The organism is Roseomonas sp. TAS13, from assembly GCF_001950415.1.
Classification (GTDB): Bacteria; Pseudomonadota; Alphaproteobacteria; order Acetobacterales; family Acetobacteraceae; genus Roseomonas; species Roseomonas mucosa.
The window spans coordinates 1-20,470 of record NZ_BDLP01000042.1 but is presented as its reverse complement, the minus strand read 5'-3'; the positions used below and the strand labels follow the sequence as shown (position 1 = coordinate 20,470).

Sequence of the window (20,470 nt, the reverse complement as noted above, 5' to 3'; positions counted from 1 at the left end):
GGTGCGCGGGCCGAGCCCTTCGGCCCGGGCCGGCGCCCGGAATGGCGGGTGCGGCTGGGCCCCTTCCCGGATACGGCTTCCGCCGACCGGGCTCTTGAGCAGGTGCTGCGCACGGGCGTATCGGAAGCGCGCATCCTGGTCGACTGACTGTGGCAGGATAGGTTTCCGGCTCCGGGAGCTGGCCGGGGGGCCGGCCCGGGGGCCAGCCGGGGGGAACTCGCCAGGGGGATGCGCCTGGGGAGACCCGGGGAAGCCGGACAGGAAGGGGATTTCTCGACATGGCGAAGCGCCGCGAATTGCTGGGGGCCGTGGCCGCGATGGGGGCCGGGGCCGGTCTCATGGGGTGGACGGGCGATGCGCTGGCGCAGCGCCGGGCCGCCCCCCATGCCGCCGCGAAGAAGCCGGCAGCCCCGCCGCCGCCCTCGGATCCCGCCTCGACGCCGCTCGGGCCGGTGGACACCCAGGCGCGGCAGGCCATCCTGATCGACGTCAACACCGGCGCGGTGCTGCTGGAGAAGAACGCCGACGAGCGGATGACGCCGTCCTCCATGACCAAGCTGATGACGATGTACATCGTCTTCGACATGATCCGGCAGGGCCGGCTGCGGATGGATCAGGAACTGCCGGTCAGCGAGCGCGCCTGGCGCATGGGCGGCTCGAAGATGTTCGTCGATCTCGGTTCCCAGGTCCCGGTGAAGGACCTGATCCAGGGTGTTATCGTCCAGTCGGGCAACGATGCCTGCGTCGTCTTCGCCGAGGCCATCTCGGGCAGCGAGGACCAGTTCGCCGAGCTGATGAACGACTACGGCAAGAAGTTCGGCCTCAAGGGCAGCAACTTCCGCAATTCCTCGGGCTGGCCCGACCCGAACCACTACATGACGGCCCGCGACCTCACCATCATCGCCCGCAAGCTGCTGCAGGATTTCCCGCAGGAGGCGCAGTACTACAACGAGCGATCCTTCCGCTGGAACAACATCACCCAGGAGAACCGCAACCCGCTGCTGGCCCGCATGGCCGGGGCCGACGGGCTGAAGACCGGGCATACCGACGATGGCGGCTACGGCCTCGTCGGCACGGTGAAGCGCGGCGACCGGCGCCTGCTGCTGGTGGTGAACGGGCTGGGGACCATGCGGGCGCGCGGCGAGGAAGGCGAGCGCCTGCTCGAATGGGGCTTCCGCGAATTCGACAACGTGACCCTGTTCCGCGCTGCCGAGACGGTGGAGGAGGCGCCGGTCTATCTGGGCGACCGGCCGACCGTGCCGCTGGTGGGCGGGCGCGACCTGGTCCTCACCCTGCCGCGCGGCTGGCGCAAGAACCTGGAGGTCAAGGTCAGCTACAGCGCGCCGCTGCAGGCCCCCGTGGCCAAGGGGCAGGAGGTCGGCAAGATCCACGTCTCCGGTCAGGGCGTGCCGGAGATGAGCCTGCCGCTGATCGCGGGCGCCGATGTCGGGAAGATGGGTCTGGTGGCCCGCATCCCGGCGGTGATCGGGCGCTGGGTCTCCGGCTCCTGAGCGGAAGCACGCCCTTGGCCGGCCGGCTGATCACGCTGGAAGGCGGGGAGGGGGCGGGGAAGACCACGCTCGCCCGCGCCCTGGTCCAACGCCTAGCCCTCGCCGGTCTGCCAGTCCTGCGCACGCGCGAGCCCGGCGGCGCGCCGGGGGCGGAGGCGGTGCGCCGCCTCGTGCTGGAGCGTGGCGGCTGGGACCCGGTGGCCGAGGCCATGCTGATGGCCGCCGCCCGGCGCGAGCATGTGGCCCATACGGTGCGCCCGGCGCTGGAGGCCGGGATCTGGGTCGTCTCCGACCGCTTCGCCGACAGCACCATGGTCTATCAGGGCATGGCCGGGGATGTAGGGATGGATCGCTGCCGGACCCTGGCTGCCCTGGCGCTGGATGGGCTGAGCCCTGACCTGACCCTGGTTCTGGACATCGCGCCAGCGGTTGGTACGCCGAGGGCGATCCGCCGCGGTGACTCGAACCATTTCGAGGACCGCGACGAAGCCTTCCACGAGCGGGTCCGCCAAGGTTTCCGCGATATCGCAGCGGCCGAGCCGGCGCGCTGCGCGGTGCTTGACGCCGGGGGTACGCCACAGGACGTGCTGAGGCAGGCGCTCACCGAGATCCGGAACCGGCTCGGCCTGAAGGTGGGACCGGAGGCATGAGCGCGCCGCCGGAACCGCGCGCCAACCCCGATCTCTTCGGCCAGGACGGTGCAGCCCTGGCGCTGCTGGAGGCTGCCCAGGGTGGGCGGCCGCACCATGCCTGGCTGCTGGCCGGGCCCTTGGGCGTGGGCAAGGCGACACTGGCCTATCGCTACGCCCGCTGGCTGCTGGCCGGGCAGCCCGATGCCGTGGAGCAGCCGCTGCGGGTCGATCCGCGCGATCCCGTCTTCGCCCGTGTGGCGAACGGGGCCCATGCCGATCTGCGGACGCTCTCGCCCGAGGTCGCCGAGGGCAAGGTGAAGCGGCAGATCTCGGTGGAGGAGGCGCGGGACGTGCCCCGCTTCCTGTCCATGACCCCCGCCGAGGGCGGCTGGCGCGCGGTGATCGTGGACGAGGCCGCCGCCCTGGCCAGCGAGGCGCAGAATGCCCTGCTCAAGACGCTGGAGGAACCGCCGGCCCGGGCGGTGCTGATCCTGGTCACGGATTCGCCGGACCGGCTGTTGCCCACGGTGCGCTCCCGCTGCCGCAGGCTCGACCTGCCGGCGCTGGAGGTGCCGCTGCTGGAAAGCCTGCTGGCCCGCTGGCTGCCGGAAATGGGGGAGGGGGAGCGCGCCACGCTGGCAGGCCTCGCCGCCGGCTCGCCGGGCCGGGCGCTGCGGCTGGCGGAGGGCGAGGCCCTGGCCCTGCACGAGGAGGTGGAATCCTTCCTCCGCAGCCTGCCCCGGCCGGAGCCGCGCGCCCTGCATGTCCTGGCCGACCGCCTCGCCGCCAAGCGGGACGGCAGCAGCTTCACCACCTTCGTCAACCTGCTGCGCGACGCGATCGCCACGGCGGTCCGGCAGGCCGGGCGCGGCGCCCCGCCGCCGCCCTGGCTGGGACAGCGCCCGCTTGCGGACTGGGCGGGGCTGTGGGACACCCTGGGACGAATGGCGGATGAGACGGAGCTGCTGAACCTCGATCGCAAGCAGGCGGTCCTGGTCGGCCTCGGCGCGCTCGCGGAGCCCCAGGCGTCGCCGCAGGGTGGCAGTCCCGGGCGACGCTGACCACCGCGGCCCACCGTCGCCTCCGCCCCTGATGCAGCGCGAGCGATGGGAACGCGACCGATGGGCGAAGCGCAGCGCTTCTTTCTGACCACCCCGATCTATTACGTGAACGACAAGCCGCATATCGGCCACGCCTATACGGGCATCGCCGCCGACGTGCTGGCACGCTGGAAGCGCATGGCCGGCTATGACGTGCTGTTCCTGACCGGCACCGACGAGCATGGGCAGAAAGTGGAGAAGGCGGCGCAGGCGGCGGGCGAGGACCCGCAGGCCTTCACCGACCGCGTTTCCCAGGCCTTCCGTGACCTGGCGAAGCTGGACGGTCTGTCCAACGACGACTTCATCCGCACCACGGAGGAGCGGCACAAGAAGGCCTGCGCCGCGCTGTGGCAGCGGCTGGTGGAGAAGGGCCAGATCTACCTGGGCCATTACGAGGGCTGGTACGCCGTCCGCGACGAGGCCTTCTACGGCCCCGACGAGATCGAGGAGCGCGATGGCCAGCGCTATGCCATCGCCTCCGGCGCTCCGGTCGAGTGGACGCAGGAGCCTTCCTACTTCTTCCGCCTGAGCGAATGGGGCGGGAAGCTGTTGGAATTCTACGAGGCCCATCCGGAATTCATCGCGCCGAACCCCCGCCGCAACGAGGTGCTGAGCTTCGTGAAGGCCGGGCTGCAGGACCTCTCGATCTCCCGCACCTCCTTCACCTGGGGCGTGCCGGTGCCGGGCGACGAGAAGCACGTCATGTATGTCTGGCTCGACGCACTCACCAACTACCTGACCGCCGCCGGCTATCCCGGCGAGGCACCCTGGTGGCCGGCCGATGTGCATTTCGTCGGCAAGGACATCCTGCGCTTCCACGCCATCTACTGGCCAGCCTTCCTGATGGCCGCCGACCTGCCGCCGCCGAAGCGCGTCTTCGCCCATGGCTGGTGGACCAATGAGGGGCGCAAGATCTCCAAGTCACTGGGCAATGTCATCGACCCCGTGGCGCTGGTGGAGGAATTCGCCCTCGACCCCATGCGCTACTTCCTGCTGCGCGAAGTGCCCTTCGGCAATGATGGCGATTTCAGCCGGAAGGCCCTGATTTCCCGCCTGAACAATGAGTTGGCGAACGATCTTGGCAATCTGGCGCAACGCACCCTGTCGATGATCCAGCGGAACTGCGATGGCCGGCTGCCACCGCTGAGCCCGCCGACGGAGGATGACCGCGAACTGCTGGAGGCCATGGGCAGCCTGCCTGACTCGGTGGGCGAGGCGCTGGACCGCCAGGCCTTCCACGAGGCGCTGGAGCGGATCTGGGTGGTCGTGCGCCTGGGCAATGCCTGGATCGACGCTCAGAAGCCCTGGTCGCTGAAGAAGACCGATCCGGAGCGCATGGGTGCGGTGCTGCGCAACCTGCACACCACGCTGCGGATGCTGGCCACAGTGCTGCTGCCCTTCATGCCGGACACAATGGGGGCGCTGTTGGACCAACTCGGCGTGGGCGAGGGGGAGCGGACGCTGTCCACCCTCAAGGCCCTGCCGGAAGGCACAGTGCTGCCGCCGCCCACGCCGCTGTTTCGCAAGATCGAGGTCGAGGCGTGAGCGAAACGATCACCGACAGCCACTGCCACCTCGACTACTTCGGCGAGGAGGAGGTCGAGGCGGTGGTCGGCCGCGCCCGCGAGGCAGGCGTGGGACGCATGATCACCATCGGCACCAAGATCGCCCAGGCGGAGGCGGTGAGGGGGCTGATCGAGCGCTTCCCCGATGTCTGGGGCACGGTCGGCGTGCATCCGTTGAGCATCCACGAGGTGCCGATGCCGGAGGAGGCCGAGATCGCCGCCGCCGCCGATCATCCGCGCGTCGTGGGCATCGGCGAGACCGGACTGGACTACCACTACGCGGCCGAACACGCATCGATCCAGGCAGAGAGCTTCCGGCGCCATATCCGCGTAGCCCGGCGCCTCGACCTGCCGGTCGTGGTGCATACGCGCGCGGCGGACGAGGACACGGCCCGCATCCTGCGCGAGGAGCGTGAGTCGGGCGGGGCTTTCGACGTGCTGCTGCACTGTTTCTCCTCCGGTCGAGCACTGGCGGAGGAGGTCGTGGCGGCTGGGGGCCATGTCTCCTTCTCCGGCATCCTGACCTTCCCGAAAAGTCAGGATATCAGGGATGTGGCGCGCGATCTTCCAGCGGATCGCCTGCTCGTGGAGACGGACTCGCCCTATCTCACGCCGGCGCCTTTCCGCGGCAAGCGCTGCGAGCCGGCCTATGTCATGCACACGGCCCGGAAACTGGCCGAAGTCAGGGGGATGAGCCTCGAAGAGCTTGCCGCACTGACCACAGGAAACGTCAGAAGGCTTTTCAAGAAGATCGCCTAAGGAGCTGTTCTTGTTGAAAATTACCATCCTGGGCTGTGGCAGTTCCGGGGGCGTGCCGATTATCGGCGGCGCGGATGGGCGTGGCGACTGGGGAGCCTGCGACCCTGGCGAGCCGCGCAACCGCCGCAGCCGTTCCAGCATCCTGGTGCAGGCGCCGGATGGGCGGACCCTGCTGGTCGATGCCGGGCCCGACATGCGGACTCAGCTCCTGGCCGTGGGCTGCGCCTGGGTGGACGCGATCCTGCTGACTCACTCCCATGCCGACCATGTCATGGGGCTGGACGACGTCCGGCAGCTCAACCGGCTGATGGACCGGGCCCTGCCATGCTTCGGCACGGCGGCGACGCTGGAGGATGCGGCCCGGCGCTTCGACTATGCCTTCCGCGAGCCGACGCCAACCTTCTACCGCCCGGCGCTGGTGCCGGTGGAGATCGATGCGGGGCAGGAGATCGAGGCTGCGGGATTTCTGGTCCGGCTGTTCCGGCAGGACCACAAGGTGATGGACACACTGGGGCTGAGGATCGGCGATTTCGCCTATTCGACCGATGTGGTGGTGATGCCGGAGGAAAGCCTGGAGCAGCTCCACGGGCTCGATACCTGGGTGATCGATTGCTTCGGTCGGCGGCCGCATCCGGTGCATGCGCATCTGGAACAGGTACTGCGGTGGGTTGAGCGGCTGCGTCCACGCCGCACGGTGCTGACGCATATGGGACCCGACCTGGACTGGGCCTGGATGCGCGCGAATCTGCCGGAAGGCATCGAGGCGGCCCATGACGGGCTGGTGCTGGAGAGCCGCTGAAGCATTCCCGGCTATGCGGCATTTTACATAATATATATTATCGAAACTAGATGGACAGGCCGATGAACCCCGCCAATCCACCCTCCCCAGCCCTGGACACTCCAGCCCTGGACACCCCCGCCCGGGATGACGACGCCCGGGAAATCCGGCGCCTGCTGAACATCATGGCGCGGCTCCGGGCCCCGGATGGCTGCCCCTGGGACCAGGAGCAGGATTTCGACAGCATTGCGCCCTATACGATCGAGGAGGCCTATGAGGTCGCGGATGCCATTGCCCGCCGCGACTGGCCGGCGTTGCGCGACGAACTGGGCGACCTGCTGTTCCAGGCCGTCTACCACGCGCAGATGGCGGAGGAAGCCGGACATTTCCGCTTCGCCGACGTGGCGCGCTCAATCGGCGACAAGATGCTGGCGCGGCACCCGCATGTCTTCGGCTCGGCCGAAATCGCCGATGCCGCGGCCCAGACCGAGGCCTGGGAGGTCCGCAAATCCGCCGAACGGGCGAAGCGCGGCGAGACCGGAACGCTGGCCGGGGTGCCGGACGCCCTCCCCGCCCTGACTCGCGCCGCCAAGCTGACCCGCCGCGCCGGGCGGGTGGGCTTCGACTGGCCGGATGCGGAATCCGTGCTGGAGAAGCTGGCGGAGGAAACGGCGGAGCTCCGGGCCGAGCTGCCAGGCTCTGACCGTGCCCGGTTGGAGGACGAGATGGGCGACATGCTCTTCGTCCTCGCCAATCTCGCGCGGAAGCTGGACCTCGATCCGGAACAGTGCCTGCACCGGGCGAACGCCAAGTTCGAGCGCCGCTTCGGCGCCATCGAGGCCGCCTTGGCCCGCGAGGGCCGCGCGCCGCGCGACGCCTCGCTGGAAGAGATGGAGGCCCTCTGGCAGTCCGCCAAGGCAGCGGAGCGCCGAAGCTGATCTACCCGCCCAGCAGGCTGTCCCGCAGCTCCTGCCAGGAGTCACGGTCCGGCGCACAGATCAGCCCGCCGGCCCGCACCCGCGCCGCGTCATAGGGGCTGCCGTCGAACTGGGCGGAATGGCCCCCGGCCTCCCGGTGCAGCAGCCAGCCCGGAGCGTGGTCCCAGGGCATCAGCCGGTTGTAGAAGGTCGCGTGGATATGGCCGCTCGCCAGCAGCAGGTATTCATGCGCCGCGCAGCGGAAATGGAAGGTCGAGCCCAGCCCCGGCAGGCGGGTCACCACGCGCGAGCGTAGCGGCTCCGGCAGATAGGTCCAGGAGACCCCGGCCACCATGCGGCTGACCGGCACCGGCTCGGCCACCCGGAGGGCGCCGGTCCGGGTGCCGTCCGCCGCCTCGTTCCAGGCGCCCTCACCGCGCAGGGCCACGGCGGTGTCGTCGCTTACCGGGTCATGGATCCAGGCGGCAATCACCTCGCCGCGCTGGAAGGCCGCCGCCATGGTGCCGAAGAGCGGCACGCCGGCGGCGAAATTCGCGGTGCCGTCCACCGGATCGACCACGAAGGCCAGTTCCGCATCCGCCAGCCGGTCCAGCAGCGCCGGCTCGGCGGCGGTCGCTTCCTCGCCCACCACCACGCAGCCCGGCAGCATGGCCTGAAGTCCGGCGGCGATATGGCGTTCGGCCGCCTCGTCCGCATCGGTCACCAGGTCGGTCGGGCCAGTCTTGATCCGTACCGCGCCCTCCGCCAGCCGGCGGAAGCGGGGCATGATCTCGCGCTGCGCGGCCTCGCGCAGCAACTGGGCGATGTCGGTCACCGCCCGGGCGTTGATGGTCATGGGTGTCAGGGTTCCTGGCGTGTCTCGAAACGGCCCAGATCGGCCTGGCTGAGCCGGACCCGCAGATGGATGGCATCCTCGCCATCCTCGCGGGCCAGGACCTCACCATTCTGGTAGAGCCAGGCGACGGTGGCGCCGTCGGCCGGCTCCACCGCGACATCCGTGACCACCATGCCGGCGGAAAGCCGCTCGTCCAGCGCAAGGCGCAGCCGGTCCAGCCCTTCGCCGGTCAGGGCCGAGACGGCGATCGCCTCCCCTGCCCCACGCTCGGCCGCCTGGTCCAGCCCGCCGAGCAGGTCGGCCTTGTTCAGCACCTCCAGCATGCGGCTGGTCCATTCCGGGTCCAGCGCCGCGTCCGGTCCCTCGGCCATCTCGTTCAGCACCTCCAGCACGTCGGCGCGCTGGGCGGCCGAGTCAGGATGCGCCACGTCGCGCACATGCAGGATGACGTCGGCGGCGGCGACCTCCTCCAGCGTGGCGCGGAAGGCCTCCACGAGCTGGGTCGGCAGTTCCGAGATGAAGCCCACCGTGTCCGACAGGATCACCGTCCGCCCGCTGGGCAGACGGATCGCCCGCATGGTTGGGTCCAACGTCGCGAAGAGCTGGTCCTGCGCATAGACGCTGGCGCCGGTGAGCGCGTTGAACAGGGTGGATTTGCCGGCATTGGTGTAGCCGACCAAGGCCACCACCGGATGCGGCACCTTCTCGCGCGCCCGGCGGTGCAGGCCGCGGGTGCGGCGCACCTGCTCCAGTTCCTTCTTCAGCTTGACGATCCGTTCGCCGATCAGGCGGCGGTCGATCTCGATCTGCGACTCACCGGGGCCGCCAAGGAAGCCGAAGCCGCCCCGCTGCCGTTCCAGGTGGGTCCAGGACCGCACGAGCCGGGTGCGTTGGTATTCCAGATGCGCGAGTTCGACCTGCAGCGAGCCTTCCCGCGTACGGGCGCGCTCGCCGAAGATCTCCAGGATCAAGCCGGTCCGGTCGATGACCTTGCAGCCCCATGCGCGCTCCAGGTTGCGCTGCTGGACGGGCGTCAGCGCCGCGTCCACCACCACGACCTGGACATGGTGCTCCTTCACCGCCAGGGCGACGGATTCCACCTGCCCCTCTCCCAGCAGCGTGCTGGGGCGCCGGGTGCGCAGCGGAAGGGCCGCGCTGTGGACGATGGCGACGCCGATGGAGGCGGCAAGGCCCACCGCCTCGGCGAGACGCGCCTCGGCGGCACGGCTGGCCCCGGGGAAGTCCGGTCCGGTACGGGCGGGCTTCTCCCAGGGAAGGATGACGGCGGCGGGCGTCGGCCCGCCGCGCGTGTCAGTCAGAACTGCCGACAGGTTGCGGCTCCCGCTGCAAAGTCATGGTCGTCTCGCGCAGCGGGCGCTCAGGCGCCTGCTGACCCGACGAGGCGGCATCGAAGAGTTGGATCGGAGCACCCGGCATGACCGTGCTGATGGCGTGCTTGTAGACGAGCTGGGTATGCCCGTCGCGACGAAGCAGCACGGAAAAATTATCAAACCAGGTAATGATGCCCTGGAGCTTGACGCCGTTCACGAGGAACACCGTGACGGGGGTCTTGCTCTTGCGGACATGGTTCAGGAACACGTCCTGAACGTTCTGGGACTTCTCGGCGGCCATTGGCTCGGTCCTTCTTCTTGTGAGCGGAGCCGGTTTGCCCGGCCCTCTCCTGGAAACAGGGTGCGGCACCCCCGCACCCCAAGCGGTCGAGGTTCAGCCCAAGCGCGCCGCCAATGCAAGCCCCAGCAGGGCGGAACGCATCATTTCGGCGTCCGGGTAATCCTCGTCCCGCGTGATCGCCGCCAGCCCGCCGTCATGTTCGGCGAGGCCCAGCAGCACGCCCCGGCAGCCGGCGCGGCGCGCGGCCTCCATGTCCAGGGCGTTATCCCCCACATACCAGACATCCGGCCCCGGCAAAATGCCGCAGGCGGCACAGGCAAGGCGGATAGGCTCCGGCGAGGGCTTGTCGGCCACAGTGTCCCCTGCCCCGACCAGGGCACGGAAATGGCCCGTCCAGCCCAGTTGCGCGGCCTCGGCCCGAAGCAGCGGCCCCTGCTTGTTGGAGACCACCGCCAGCGGGACATGCCGCGCGGCCTCGGCCAGCAGGGCGCCGGCACCGGGCATGGGCTCCAGCACCACGAGATGCCGCGCCCGGACCTCGGCATAGAAAATTTCCCGCGCCCGGGTCCATTCAGCGCCGAAGATCGCGGGAAAGGAATCCCGGAGCGACTTGCGGACATTGGCCCGCACCTCCTCCAGCGTCCATTGCGGCAGGCCGAAGGCCGAGAAGGCGGCGTTCAGCCCGGCCATGATGGCCGGCCAGCCATCGGCCAGGGTGTTGTCCCAGTCCCAGACGATGGCGCGCGGCAGCGTGTCCAGGGCGCTCACGCGGCGTTCGGGAGACCGCCCTTCACATGCCGGGCGAAGAGGTCGAAGAGCTGCCGCGCCACCGGCCCGGCCCTGCCGTCGCCCACCGGCCTGCCATCCACCTCGACCACCGGCTTCACGAAGGAGGTGGCGGAGGTGATGAAGGCCTCTCGCGCCCGGGCCAGGTCGTCCAGGGTGAAGCTGCCTTCCTCGAAGCGGATGCCGGCCGCCTGCATCTCGCCGATCAGCGCGCCGCGGGTGCAGCCGGGCAGGATGTGCTGGTCCAGCCGCCGGGTGCGGATGGCGCCGGCCTCGTCCACGATCCAGAAGCTGGTCGCGGCCCCCTCCATGACCTCCTTCGTGCCGGGGTCGAAGAGGATGGCCTCCGAGGCCCCCTGCTCCTTCGCCGCCTGCCGCGCCAGCACGTTGGGCAGCAGGTTCACGGTCTTGATGTCCGGTCGCGCCCAGCGCTCGTCCGGGGCGGTGATGGCCTTCAGGTTCCAGCCCTCGATGCTGGCCGGATAGGGCGGGATGCGCTTGACCGTCATCACCACCGCGGGCGGCACCGGCTTCTTCGGGAAGGCATGGTCGCGCGGCGCCACGCCCCGCGTCACCTGCATGTAGACCAGCCCCTCGGCGATCCGGTTCCGCCGCACCAGTTCCCGCAGCACGGAGCGCAGGGCCGCCAGGGACATCGGCATCGGGATGCGGATCTCGCGCAGGCTGCGTTCCAGCCGGGCGAGGTGGCGGTCCTCGTCGATGAAGCGGCCCTTGTAGATATGGACGACCTCGTAGATCCCGTCCCCGAACTGGTAGCCCCGGTCCTCCACGTTCACGCTGGCCTGGCGCTGCGGAACGTACTGGCCGTTCACATAGGCAATACGCGACATCCTCTGTCCCCGGGGGCTTTCCCTCCGGGGTCTCCCATCAGGCCCGCAACCCGGGCAAAAAAGACTGAAGGCCCGGTCAGGGGCCCGTTTCAGGCCCCCACGCTGGCATTGGCGCGCTCGTCGGCGCTCACGCCCAGGAACTTCAGCTTCCGGTGCAGCGCGCTGCGCTCCATGCCGACGAAATTCGCTGTGCGGCTGATATTGCCGCAGAAGCGCAACAGCTGCGCCTCCAGGTACTGCCGCTCGAAGAGCTCGCGCGCTTCGCGCAGCGGCAAGGTCATGATCTCGCTGGAACGATCCAGCTTCAGCATGGCCGGGGCGGCGGAGCCGATCTCGGGCGGCAGCATCTCCGGCCGGATGCTCTCGCCCGCCCCGCCCGGCGCCATGATCAGCAGCCAGTCCACGATGTTGCGCAGCTGGCGGACATTGCCCGGCCAGTCATAGGCCTGCATCGCCGCCATGGCGTCCTCGCTGATCTCGCGCGGCGGGATGCCGGCGGCCTCGGCGGAACGGGCCATCAGGGAGCGCGCCAGCACCGGCACGTCCTCCCGCCGCTCGCGCAGCGGCGGCACCCGCAGCGGCACCACGGCGAGGCGGTAGAACAGGTCCTCCCGGAAGCGCCCGGCAGCGATCTCGGCGGCGAGGTCCCGGTTGGTGGTGGCGAGCACGCGCACATCCACCTTCACCCGGGTCGAGCCGCCGACGCGCTCGAAGCCCTGCTCCTGCAGCGCCCGGACGATCTTGCCCTGGGTCTCCAGCGGCATGTCCGCGACCTCGTCGAGCAGGAGCGTGCCGCCATGGGCACGCTCCAGCACGCCGGCGCGGCGCGGCTGGGTGGCCGGGTCCGTCCCGCCCTCGACACCGAACAGCTCCTCCTCGAAGCGGGCCGGGTTCAGCGTGGCGCAGTTCAGCGCCACGAAGGGCTCGGCGGCGCGCTTGGAGCGGGCGTGGATCATCCGCGCCGCGACCTCCTTGCCGGAGCCGGCCGGGCCGGTGATCAGCGCCCGCGACCCGGTCGGCGCCAGGCGCTCGATGGCCTGGCGAAGCTGGGCGATGGCGGAGGAAACGCCCGCGAGCTCCGTTTCCGGCCCGCTGCGCAGGCGCAGCTCGCTGTTCTCCCGCTTCAGCCGCGCGGCCTCCAGGGCGCGCGAGGCCACGAGTAGCAGCCTATCCGATTGGAAAGGCTTCTCGATGAAGTCGTAGGCGCCCTGCTGGATCGCCTGGACCGCCGTCTCGATGGTGCCGTGCCCCGAGATCATCACCACCGGCACCTGTGGCTCCTCGCCATGGATGGCCTGGAGGATGCCCAACCCGTCGAGGCGCGAACCCTGCAGCCAGATGTCCAGGATCACGAGGTTCGGCCGGCGCTGCCGGAAGGAGGCCAGAGCCTCGTCCGAATTGCGCGCCGAACGCGTCTCGTACCCTTCATCCTGCAGGATGCCCTCGATCAGGGAGCGGATGTCGGGCTCATCATCCACGATCAGGATGTCATGCGCCATGACGCAGGCTCTCCGTTTCCCTGGCAGTCTCACCTGGCACGGCATGACCCTCCCTCTTCTCGCCCGGTTTGTCTCCCGGGGGCGCGAAAGGCAGGAAGAGCGACGCCCGCGCCCCCGGACCGTCCCCACGGTCGCTCAGCGTCAGCCGGCCACCATGGTCCTCCATGATCTTCTTCACGATGGCAAGGCCCAGACCGGTGCCTTTCGCCTTGTGGGTCACGTACGGTTCCGTGAGCTGGTCCCTGTCTTCGCCGGTCGGCAAGCCTACACCGTTGTCCTCGACGATGAAGGCGGCTCCATCCTTCTCCACCGAGACGGTGAAGGCGATGCGTCCGCCGGCCTCTCCCTCCGGCCGCATCACGATCGCGTCGGCGGCGTTCTGCAGCAGGTTGATCAGCGCCTGGTTCAGCAGGCGCCGGTCGCAGGGCACCATGGGGCCATTCTCCGGGAAATGGGTCTCGTAGGCGATGGCCGGATGCGCGTCCCGCTGCAGCACCATGGCCTCCCGCGCCAGCCGCGACAGGTCCTCGGGCCGGATCACCGGCTGCGGCATGCGGGCGAAGGCGGAAAACTCGTCCACCATGCGCCGCAGGTCGCCTACCTGCCGGACAATGGTGTCGGTGCAGGCCTGGAACGTCTCGGGATCGGAGGCGATCTCCTTCAGGTAGCGCCGCTTCAGCCGTTCCGCCGAAAGCTGGATCGGGGTCAGCGGGTTCTTGATCTCATGCGCGATGCGCCGCGCCACGTCGGCCCAGGCGGCCTTGCGCTGGGCCGAGAGCAGGGCCGTGATGTCGTCGAAGGTCAGGACGTAGCCCACCACCTGCCCGGCCTGCACCTCCGCGCCCATGCGGGCCAGCAGGGTGCGCCGCTCCGGGGCGGCGCCCAGCCGGATCTCGGCGGTCTGCTCCCGCTCTGGCGCGGCGGTGGCGGCGCGGACCAGGGGCGCGAATTCCGGCACCACCTCGGCCAGGGGCTGGCCGATGGCGGCCTCCATGTCCTTGCCCAGCAGGTCGGAGGCGGAACGGTTGGGCAGGTTCACCCGCCCCTCGGTATCCAGGCCCACCACCCCGGCGGAAACACCCGAGAGCACCGTCTCGGTGAAGCGCCGGCGCTCGTCGATCTGGCGATAGGCCTCCATCAGCTCCGACCGCTGGGCCGCGAGCTGGTTGGTCATGCGGTTGAAGGCGCGGGAGAGGGAGGCGACCTCGTCGTTCTGCGGCCCCTCCTCCACCTTGACCGAGAGGTCGCCGCCCCTCACCCGCTCCGCCGCGTTGATCAGCCGTGCGATCGGCCGGGCGATCTGGTTGGCCAGGACCAGCCCGATCAGCACCGCCGCCATCAGCACCAGCAGCGCCGCGATGGCGAAGATCATGGCGAAGGTGATCTGCAGCCCGGACCGGTTGCGGTCGAGCTGGTCATAGGCCTGGAAGGCCCGCTCGGTGGCCCGCATGTGCTCCAGGACCCCGGAATCCACCGGCCGGCCGATCTGCAGGATCAGCCCCGGCGCGATGTCCAGCATCACCAGCGCCTGCACCCGCGGCTCGTCGGACTCGTTGGGCAGCACAACGACCTCGCCCGAGCGGGCCAGTTCGTAGGCCCAGCTTTCCAGCGGCGGCATGACCGTGGCAGTGGAAAGGCCGGCATGGGCGACCACGGTGCCCAGCACCGGCTCGTAGACGATGGCATCCGTCAGGCCGCGCATGGCGGTATGGGTGGCGAGCAGCCGCCCGAAGGCCTCCGGGTTGCTCTGGAGCAGCATGGAGGCGCGGTTGAGGTCGGCCGCCATGCCCAGCGCGTCCGCCCGGATGGCGTTGCGGTGCTCGTCCAGATAGGCGCGGGAGGCAACGAGGCTGGCCTCCAGGGTCGAGCGCACGCGGTCGCTGAACCAGGCCTGGATGCCCAGGTTGAAGAAGACCGCCGCGAAGGTGCCCACCAGCAGCGCCGGCACCACCGCCACCACGCCGAACATCAGCACCAGCCGCACATGCAGGCGCGAGCCGGCGCTGCCGGAGCGGCGCTCCGCCCAGACCCGCACCAGCCGCCCGGCCAGCGAGGCGCCGAGCAGAAGCAGGAAGGCCGCGTTCACCAGCACCATGGCCGCGACCTGCCCGGGCCGGGTCGGGCCGAAGGGGCTGCCGTTGGACAGGAGGGTGAAGGTGCCGATCCCCAGCAGCAGTGCCCCGAGCGCCAGGCCAAGGGTCATCGCCCGGCCCAGGAGGAGGTCGGCCGCGCGCCGGGTGAGGCTACGGGAAGCGGGGGCGGAGCTCATCGGGGGCAGTCTAGAGCAGTTCCCCGCCGCCCCCCAGAACCCGGCCGCCGCGTCAGACCCGCTTCTGCGGCTCGTACCGCCATGTCGTCAGGACAGGCCCCGGACCACGGGCAGTTCCAGCTCCCGGATCTTCTTGCGCAGCGTGTTCCGGTTCAGCCCCAGCATCGCCGCCGCCTTGATCTGGTTGCCCCGCGTCGCCGCCAGGGCCAGCCGGATCAGCGGCCGCTCGACCTCGGAGACCACGCGCTCGTAGAGGTCGCGCACCGGCATCCCGTCGCGATGCGCGCCGAGGAAGCTGTTCAGGTGGCGCTCCACCGCCTGCTCCAGCGTCTCCGGGCTGCGCGGCTCGCCGGGCAGGGCCGGGCTACTTTCCGTCTCGGTCAGCTCCGCCGCCACCGCGTCGGCGCCGATCACCTCCTGCGGATAGAGCGCGGCGAGGCGGCGCATCAGGTTCTCCAACTCGCGCGCATTGCCGGGCCAGGAATGGTCCTTCAGCCGCTCCATCGCCTCCTCGTCCAGCGTCTTGCCGGGCAGGCCGGCGGCGCGGGCGCGCTCCAGGAAGTGGCGGGCGAGCAGCGGGATGTCCTCCAGCCGTTCGCGCAGCGGCGGCAGGCGGATGGGCACCACGTTCAGGCGGTAGAACAGGTCCTCGCGGAAGGTCCCGGCCCGGATCGCCTGGCGCAGGTCGCGATGGGTGGCGGCGATGATGCGGACATTCGCCTTGATCGGCTGGCGGCCACCGACGGTGGTGAACTCGCCCTCCTGCAGCACACGCAGCAGGCGGGTCTGGGCCTCGGGCGGCATGTCGCCGATCTCGTCGAGGAACAGCGTACCGCCCGCGGCCTGCTCGAAGCGCCCGACGCCGCGCGCCAGGGCGCCGGTGAAGGCGCCGCGCTCATGGCCGAACAGCTCCGCCTCGATCAGCTCGCGCGGGATGGCGGCCATGTTGATCGCCACGAAGGGGCCGGTGCGGCGCTTGCCATAGTCGTGCAGGGCGCGCGCCACCAGCTCCTTGCCGGTGCCGGACTCGCCGGTGATCATCACCGTCAGGTCGGTGGTCGTGAGCCGCGCGACGGTGCGGTAGATATCCTGCATCGCGGCGGAGCGGCCCACGATCGGCAGGCGCTCGCTCTCCCCTTCCTCCGGCGGAGCGACGGAGGGGACGGGGGTGGTGAGCGCGCGCCCCACCACCGAGAGCAGCTCCTTCAGGTCGAAGGGCTTGGGCAGATACTCGAAGGCGCCGCGCTGGGCCGCCTTCACCGCCGTGGTGAAGGTGGACTGGGCCGACATCACCAGCACGCGCATGTCGGGCCGTATCCGCTTGATCCGTGGCAGCAGGTCGAGCCCGTTCTCGTCGGGCATCACCACGTCGGTGATGACGAGGTCGCCCTCCCCGTCCTCCACCCAGCGCCAGAGCGTGGCGGCGGAGGAGGTGGCGCGGACATTGTAGCCGGCACGCCCCAGGGCCTGCGAAAGGACGGTGCGGATCGCCCGGTCGTCGTCGGCGATCAGGATGGTCTGCTCACTCACGGTGCGGCGGGGTCCTTGGCGGCGCGGGAAGACGGGGACCGGCTCTTGGCCCCAGCGGGAGACAGCGCGGGAGACAGTGCGGGAGAGAGGGTGGCGGGCGCAGCGGGCACCGCCGGCGGCATCGGCAGGGCGAGGCGGAAGATGGTGCGGCCCGGCCGGCTCTCGCAGGCGATCAGCCCGCCGGCATCGGCCACCAGCTTGGCCACGAGCGCCAGGCCGAGCCCCTGCCCACCCCGCTTGGTGGTCACGAAGGGCTCGAAGAGATTGGCCCGGACCTCCTCCGGGATTCCCGGCCCGTTGTCGCGGACGCAGACCTCCAGCGGCAGGTGAACCCGCTCGTCGCTGCCGGGAATGGCGATGCGGACGCCGTGGCGATAGGCGGTGGAGAGCACGATCTCGCCCTCCACCGGGTCCACCGCCTCGGCGGCGTTCTTCACCAGGTTCAGCAGCACCTGCACCAGCAGGTCCCGGTTGCCCAGCACCGGCGGCAGGGAGGGGTCGTATTCCTCCACGATGCGCAGATGGGCGGCGAAGCCCGTTCCGGCCACACGGCGGATATGGCCCAGCGCCTCGTGGATGTTCACCGGGCCCCGTTCCACCGGGCGCTCGCTGAACATGTCCATCCGCTCTACGAGGTCGCGGATGCGGTCCACCTCGTCCTGGATCAGCGTGCAGAGCTCGCGGTCGCCCTCCTCCGCCGACTGTTCCAGCAACTGGGCGGCGCCGCGGATGCCGGAAAGCGGGTTCTTCACCTCATGCGCCAGCATCGCCGCCATGGCCGAGGCGCCGCGCGCCGCGCCGCGGAAGTTGAGCTGCCGGTCGAGCTTCTGCGCCGTGGAGCCGTCCTGGAGCGTCAGCACCACCGCGCCGGGCAGTTCCGGCAGCGGCGCGCCATGGGCGGTCACGTCCGTCCTGTGCAGGCGGGGGCTTTCCAGGATCAGGTCGTGGTCGGAGACCGGCGCCTCCGCGATCCGTACCTGCCGGAGCAGCGAGAAGAGGCGGCTGTCCGGCGGCAGCAGGTCGTGCAGCGAGAGCTGCGCCAGCGAGACCGAGGACAGGTCGAAGAAGAGCTCCGCCGCCGGGTTGGCGAAATGGAAACGGTCCGCCTCGTCCAGCACCACGACCGGCATCGGGATCGCCGCCAGGACGGCGGCGCTTTCCGGCGGCAGCATGCTCTTTCCGGCCCGGGGCGTGACCCGGCGTATCAGGGCACTGACGGCTCCGCTCATGCGGCAATCGCCTCCGCGCGACCATGTTGGATGGTGACGCCGCTCTCGATCAGCGGCTCCCAGAAGCGCCGGATTTCTTCCAGCGCGGCCTCCACCGTGTCGGCGCGGTTCACGCGCCCCCGGAACTCGGCGCTGCCGGGCAGGCCGTAGGAGTACCAGGCGAGATGCTTGCGGGCGAGGCGCATGCCAGGGTCGCGGCCGTGATGGTCCAGCATCGCCTCGTAGTGCCGCAGCATGATGGCATAGCGTTCCGCCAGCGAAGGCTCCTCCGCCACCATGCAGCCCCCCGGGGCACCTTCCGGCAGCCCGCGCAGCCGGGCCGCGACCGCGCCCATGATCCAGGGCCGGCCATAGGCGCCACGCCCGATCATCACGCCATCCGCGCCGGAGCGCCGCAGCGCCTCGGCCGCGTCGGCGGCGTTCAGGATGTCGCCATTGGCGATCACCGGGATGCCGGCCACCGCCTTCACCTGGGCGATGAAGTCCCAGTCGGCCTTGCCGGTGTAGAACATCTGACGGGTGCGCCCATGCACCGTGACCATGCGGATGCCGCTTTCCCGCGCGATCACCGCCAGGCGCGGCGCGTTCAGGCTGTTGTGGTCCCAGCCCATGCGCATCTTCAGCGTCACCGGCACGGAGACGGCGCGCGCCGTCGCCTCCAGGATCCGCGCCGCCGCGACCTCGTCACGCATCAGCGCCGAGCCGGCGGACTGGCCGAGGGCGACCTTCTTCACCGGGCAGCCGAAATTGATGTCCACGATGGCGGCACCATGGCCCACGGCGAGCCTCGCCGCCTCCGCCATCACCTGCGGATCGCAGCCGGCGAGCTGCACCGAGGCCGGGCCGCCGAAGCCGTCCACCTCGGCCATCTTCAGCGTCTGCCGGTTCTCCCGCACCATGGCCTGGCTGGCGATCATCTCGCTCACCACCATCGGCGTGCCGAGTTCGCGTGACAGGCGCCGGAAGGGCAGGTCCGTCACCCCCGACATGGGGGCGAGCAGCACCGGGCAATCGATCCTGACGCCACCCAGGTCGATCGGGCGCAACATACCGAAGCCGTTTCCCTTGGTCGCAGGGGAAACGGCCGGCGAGAAATCTTCTGAACCGTCCATGCGGGATGCCTATCCCTTGGGCAGGTAGATCGTCAAGCGCCGATCCGCGCGGCAGAATGCCTCTCGCTCCATGACAATCTGACGACCGATTAATCCCGTGGGCAAGGGATATCGGGAAACATTCCGACGTGTCACCCGACAAGGCAGCTCCCGGCAGCCTTCCCGCGCGGATGTCCGGCCTTCCGCCGGTCGCCCCTCCTGCCCCCCCCCTGGGCGCCGCCATCCCGCGCGGCTAGTTTGCGCCGCCGGGGCGCCGCCGCCCTGGGATGCCGGTTCCGGGCCCGTGGCCCGATCCGGCAGGACCCTATCCTACGGGGAGTAAGCGAATGCGCGTCGTCGCGCTTCTGGTGGCCGCCGGTCGCGGCCAGCGCTTCGGCACCACGGAGCCCAAGCAGTTCCTTGCCCTGGCTGGCCGGCCGGTGCTGCGCCATGCCGCCGAGGCGCTGCTGGCGGACGGGCTGGTGGAGGCCGTGCTGCCCGTCTGCTCCGCCGGGGAAGAGGGGCGGGTGAGCGCCCTGCTTGACGGCCTGCCCATCCTGCCCCCCGTGCAGGGTGGCATCGCGCGGCAGGACAGCGTGCGAGCCGGGCTGGAGGCCCTGGCGGCAAATCCGCCGGACGTGGTCCTGGTGCATGACGCCGCTCGCCCGGTGCTGCGGCCGGGCACAGTCCGCGCGGTGGTCGAGGCGCTGGAGCGGCATCACGGGGCGATCCCCGCCCTGCCGGTCAGCGACACGCTGAAGCTGTGCGGCGAGGGCGTCATCGCCGGCACCGTGCCGCGCGACAACCTGTTCCGGGCGCAGACGCCGCAGGGCTTCCGTTTCGCCACGCTGCTGGAGGCCCACCGGAACGGGCCGGTCGGCGCCACGGACGACGCCGCCCTGCTGGAAGCGGCCGGACACTCGGTGGCCCTGGTGCCGGGGTCGGAGGAGAATGTGAAAGTGACCTATCCCAGCGACCTGGAGCGGCTGGAGGCCGCCCGCCGTGGCGCCCTGCTGCCGCGTGTCGGCACGGGCTATGACGTCCACCGGATGGTGGCCGGCCGGCCGATGATCCTGTGCGGCGTCCGGATCGAGCACGAGACGGGGCTGGATGGGCATTCGGACGCGGATGTCGGCATCCACGCCCTTTGCGACGCGATCTACGGCGCCATGGCGGAAGGCGATATCGGCCGGCATTTCCCGCCCTCCGAGGCGCAGTGGAAGGATGCGGACAGCGCCCGCTTCCTGCGCCACGCGGCCGGGCTGGTGCGGGAGCGCGGCGGGCTGATCGCCAATGCCGATGTCACCCTGATCTGCGAGCGCCCCAAGATCACCCCCCACGCCCCCGCCATGCGCGCCCGCCTGGCGGAGCTGATGGGCATCCCCCTCGGCCGCGTCTCGGTGAAGGCCACCACCTCCGAGCGCCCTGTCTCTTGATCACAAGTCTCGACGTCAGCATAGAGAGG

19 protein-coding genes are annotated in these 20,470 nt (G+C 70.4%); 9 read left to right on the top strand and 10 right to left on the bottom strand.

The features are described 5' to 3' along the window. From ROTAS13_RS26065 to mazG, 8 genes are all read left to right on the top strand, one after another. Positions 1 to 147, top strand: a 147-nt coding sequence (locus ROTAS13_RS26065) for an SPOR domain-containing protein (RefSeq protein ID WP_171979040.1), incomplete at its 5' end; no start/stop codon positions are given. Positions 148 to 278: 131 nt separating this feature from the next. Continuing rightward, positions 279 to 1,511 carry a D-alanyl-D-alanine carboxypeptidase family protein gene (locus ROTAS13_RS05920; RefSeq protein WP_019459836.1) on the top strand — a complete coding sequence of 411 codons (1,233 nt, stop codon included), beginning with the start codon at positions 279 to 281 and terminating at the stop codon, positions 1,509 to 1,511. Positions 1,512 to 1,525: 14 nt separating this feature from the next. Further along, positions 1,526 to 2,161 (top strand): dTMP kinase, encoded by a 636-nt coding sequence (gene tmk, locus ROTAS13_RS05915; protein ID WP_075821807.1) that lies wholly within the window; start codon positions 1,526 to 1,528, stop codon positions 2,159 to 2,161. Further along, positions 2,158 to 3,204: a DNA polymerase III subunit delta' gene (locus tag ROTAS13_RS05910; RefSeq protein ID WP_075821806.1), complete on the top strand. Its 1,047-nt coding sequence runs from the start codon at positions 2,158 to 2,160 to the stop codon at positions 3,202 to 3,204. The genes tmk and ROTAS13_RS05910 overlap by 4 nt, the downstream gene beginning before the upstream one ends. A 60-nt stretch (positions 3,205 to 3,264) precedes the next feature. After that, positions 3,265 to 4,788 carry a methionine--tRNA ligase gene (gene metG / locus ROTAS13_RS05905; protein ID WP_019459839.1) on the top strand — a complete coding sequence of 508 codons (1,524 nt, stop codon included), beginning with the start codon at positions 3,265 to 3,267 and terminating at the stop codon, positions 4,786 to 4,788. After that, a complete protein-coding gene (locus ROTAS13_RS05900) occupies positions 4,785 to 5,567 on the top strand; it encodes a TatD family hydrolase (protein ID WP_075821805.1) in 783 nt (260 codons plus the stop codon). The genes metG and ROTAS13_RS05900 overlap by 4 nt, the downstream gene beginning before the upstream one ends. Positions 5,568 to 5,580: 13 nt before the next feature. Further along, positions 5,581 to 6,366: an MBL fold metallo-hydrolase gene (locus ROTAS13_RS05895; protein WP_075821804.1), complete on the top strand. Its 786-nt coding sequence runs from the start codon at positions 5,581 to 5,583 to the stop codon at positions 6,364 to 6,366. Between the two features lie 62 nt (positions 6,367 to 6,428). Then, on the top strand, positions 6,429 to 7,283 hold the full coding sequence (mazG, locus tag ROTAS13_RS05890) for a nucleoside triphosphate pyrophosphohydrolase (protein WP_075821803.1): 855 nt from the start codon (positions 6,429 to 6,431) through the stop codon (positions 7,281 to 7,283). 1 nt (position 7,284) lies between these two features. Here the strand turns inward: mazG and ROTAS13_RS05885 are convergent, their stop codons facing one another. From ROTAS13_RS05885 to dusB, 10 genes are all read right to left on the bottom strand, one after another. Beyond that, on the bottom strand, positions 7,285 to 8,118 hold the full coding sequence (locus ROTAS13_RS05885) for an inositol monophosphatase family protein (protein ID WP_058389236.1): 834 nt from the start codon (positions 8,116 to 8,118) through the stop codon (positions 7,285 to 7,287). A gap of 5 nt (positions 8,119 to 8,123) precedes the next feature. Next, a complete protein-coding gene (gene hflX / locus ROTAS13_RS05880; protein ID WP_369924172.1) occupies positions 8,124 to 9,437 on the bottom strand; it encodes a GTPase HflX in 1,314 nt (437 codons plus the stop codon). Continuing rightward, on the bottom strand, positions 9,430 to 9,750 hold the full coding sequence (gene hfq, locus ROTAS13_RS05875) for an RNA chaperone Hfq (protein WP_019459845.1): 321 nt from the start codon (positions 9,748 to 9,750) through the stop codon (positions 9,430 to 9,432). Before hfq ends, hflX begins: the two co-directional genes overlap by 8 nt. Positions 9,751 to 9,843: 93 nt before the next feature. Continuing rightward, positions 9,844 to 10,518 carry an HAD family hydrolase gene (locus tag ROTAS13_RS05870; RefSeq protein WP_075821801.1) on the bottom strand — a complete coding sequence of 225 codons (675 nt, stop codon included), beginning with the start codon at positions 10,516 to 10,518 and terminating at the stop codon, positions 9,844 to 9,846. Next, complete coding sequence (locus ROTAS13_RS05865; RefSeq protein WP_019459847.1) at positions 10,515 to 11,387, bottom strand: D-amino-acid transaminase; 873 nt, start codon at positions 11,385 to 11,387, stop codon at positions 10,515 to 10,517. Before ROTAS13_RS05865 ends, ROTAS13_RS05870 begins: the two co-directional genes overlap by 4 nt. An 89-nt stretch (positions 11,388 to 11,476) precedes the next feature. Then, positions 11,477 to 12,886: a sigma-54 dependent transcriptional regulator gene (locus ROTAS13_RS05860; RefSeq protein WP_019459848.1), complete on the bottom strand. Its 1,410-nt coding sequence runs from the start codon at positions 12,884 to 12,886 to the stop codon at positions 11,477 to 11,479. Then, positions 12,876 to 15,155 (bottom strand): PAS domain-containing sensor histidine kinase, encoded by a 2,280-nt coding sequence (locus tag ROTAS13_RS05855; protein ID WP_019459849.1) that lies wholly within the window; start codon positions 15,153 to 15,155, stop codon positions 12,876 to 12,878. The genes ROTAS13_RS05860 and ROTAS13_RS05855 overlap by 11 nt, the downstream gene beginning before the upstream one ends. Positions 15,156 to 15,242: 87 nt before the next feature. Next, on the bottom strand, positions 15,243 to 16,685 hold the full coding sequence (gene ntrC, locus ROTAS13_RS05850; RefSeq protein WP_019459850.1) for a nitrogen regulation protein NR(I): 1,443 nt from the start codon (positions 16,683 to 16,685) through the stop codon (positions 15,243 to 15,245). Further along, positions 16,682 to 17,857 (bottom strand): nitrogen regulation protein NR(II), encoded by a 1,176-nt coding sequence (locus ROTAS13_RS05845; RefSeq protein WP_019459851.1) that lies wholly within the window; start codon positions 17,855 to 17,857, stop codon positions 16,682 to 16,684. Before ROTAS13_RS05845 ends, ntrC begins: the two co-directional genes overlap by 4 nt. Positions 17,858 to 17,910: 53 nt before the next feature. Further along, positions 17,911 to 18,963, bottom strand: a complete 1,053-nt coding sequence (gene dusB / locus ROTAS13_RS05840; protein WP_075821800.1) for a tRNA dihydrouridine synthase DusB — start codon at positions 18,961 to 18,963, stop codon at positions 17,911 to 17,913. Positions 18,964 to 19,352: 389 nt separating this feature from the next. Between dusB and ispD the strand changes: the two genes are divergently transcribed. Next, entirely contained in the window at positions 19,353 to 20,441 is a 1,089-nt protein-coding gene (ispD, locus tag ROTAS13_RS05835) for a 2-C-methyl-D-erythritol 4-phosphate cytidylyltransferase (RefSeq protein ID WP_075821799.1), read from the top strand. Positions 20,442 to 20,470: the final 29 nt, after the last annotated feature.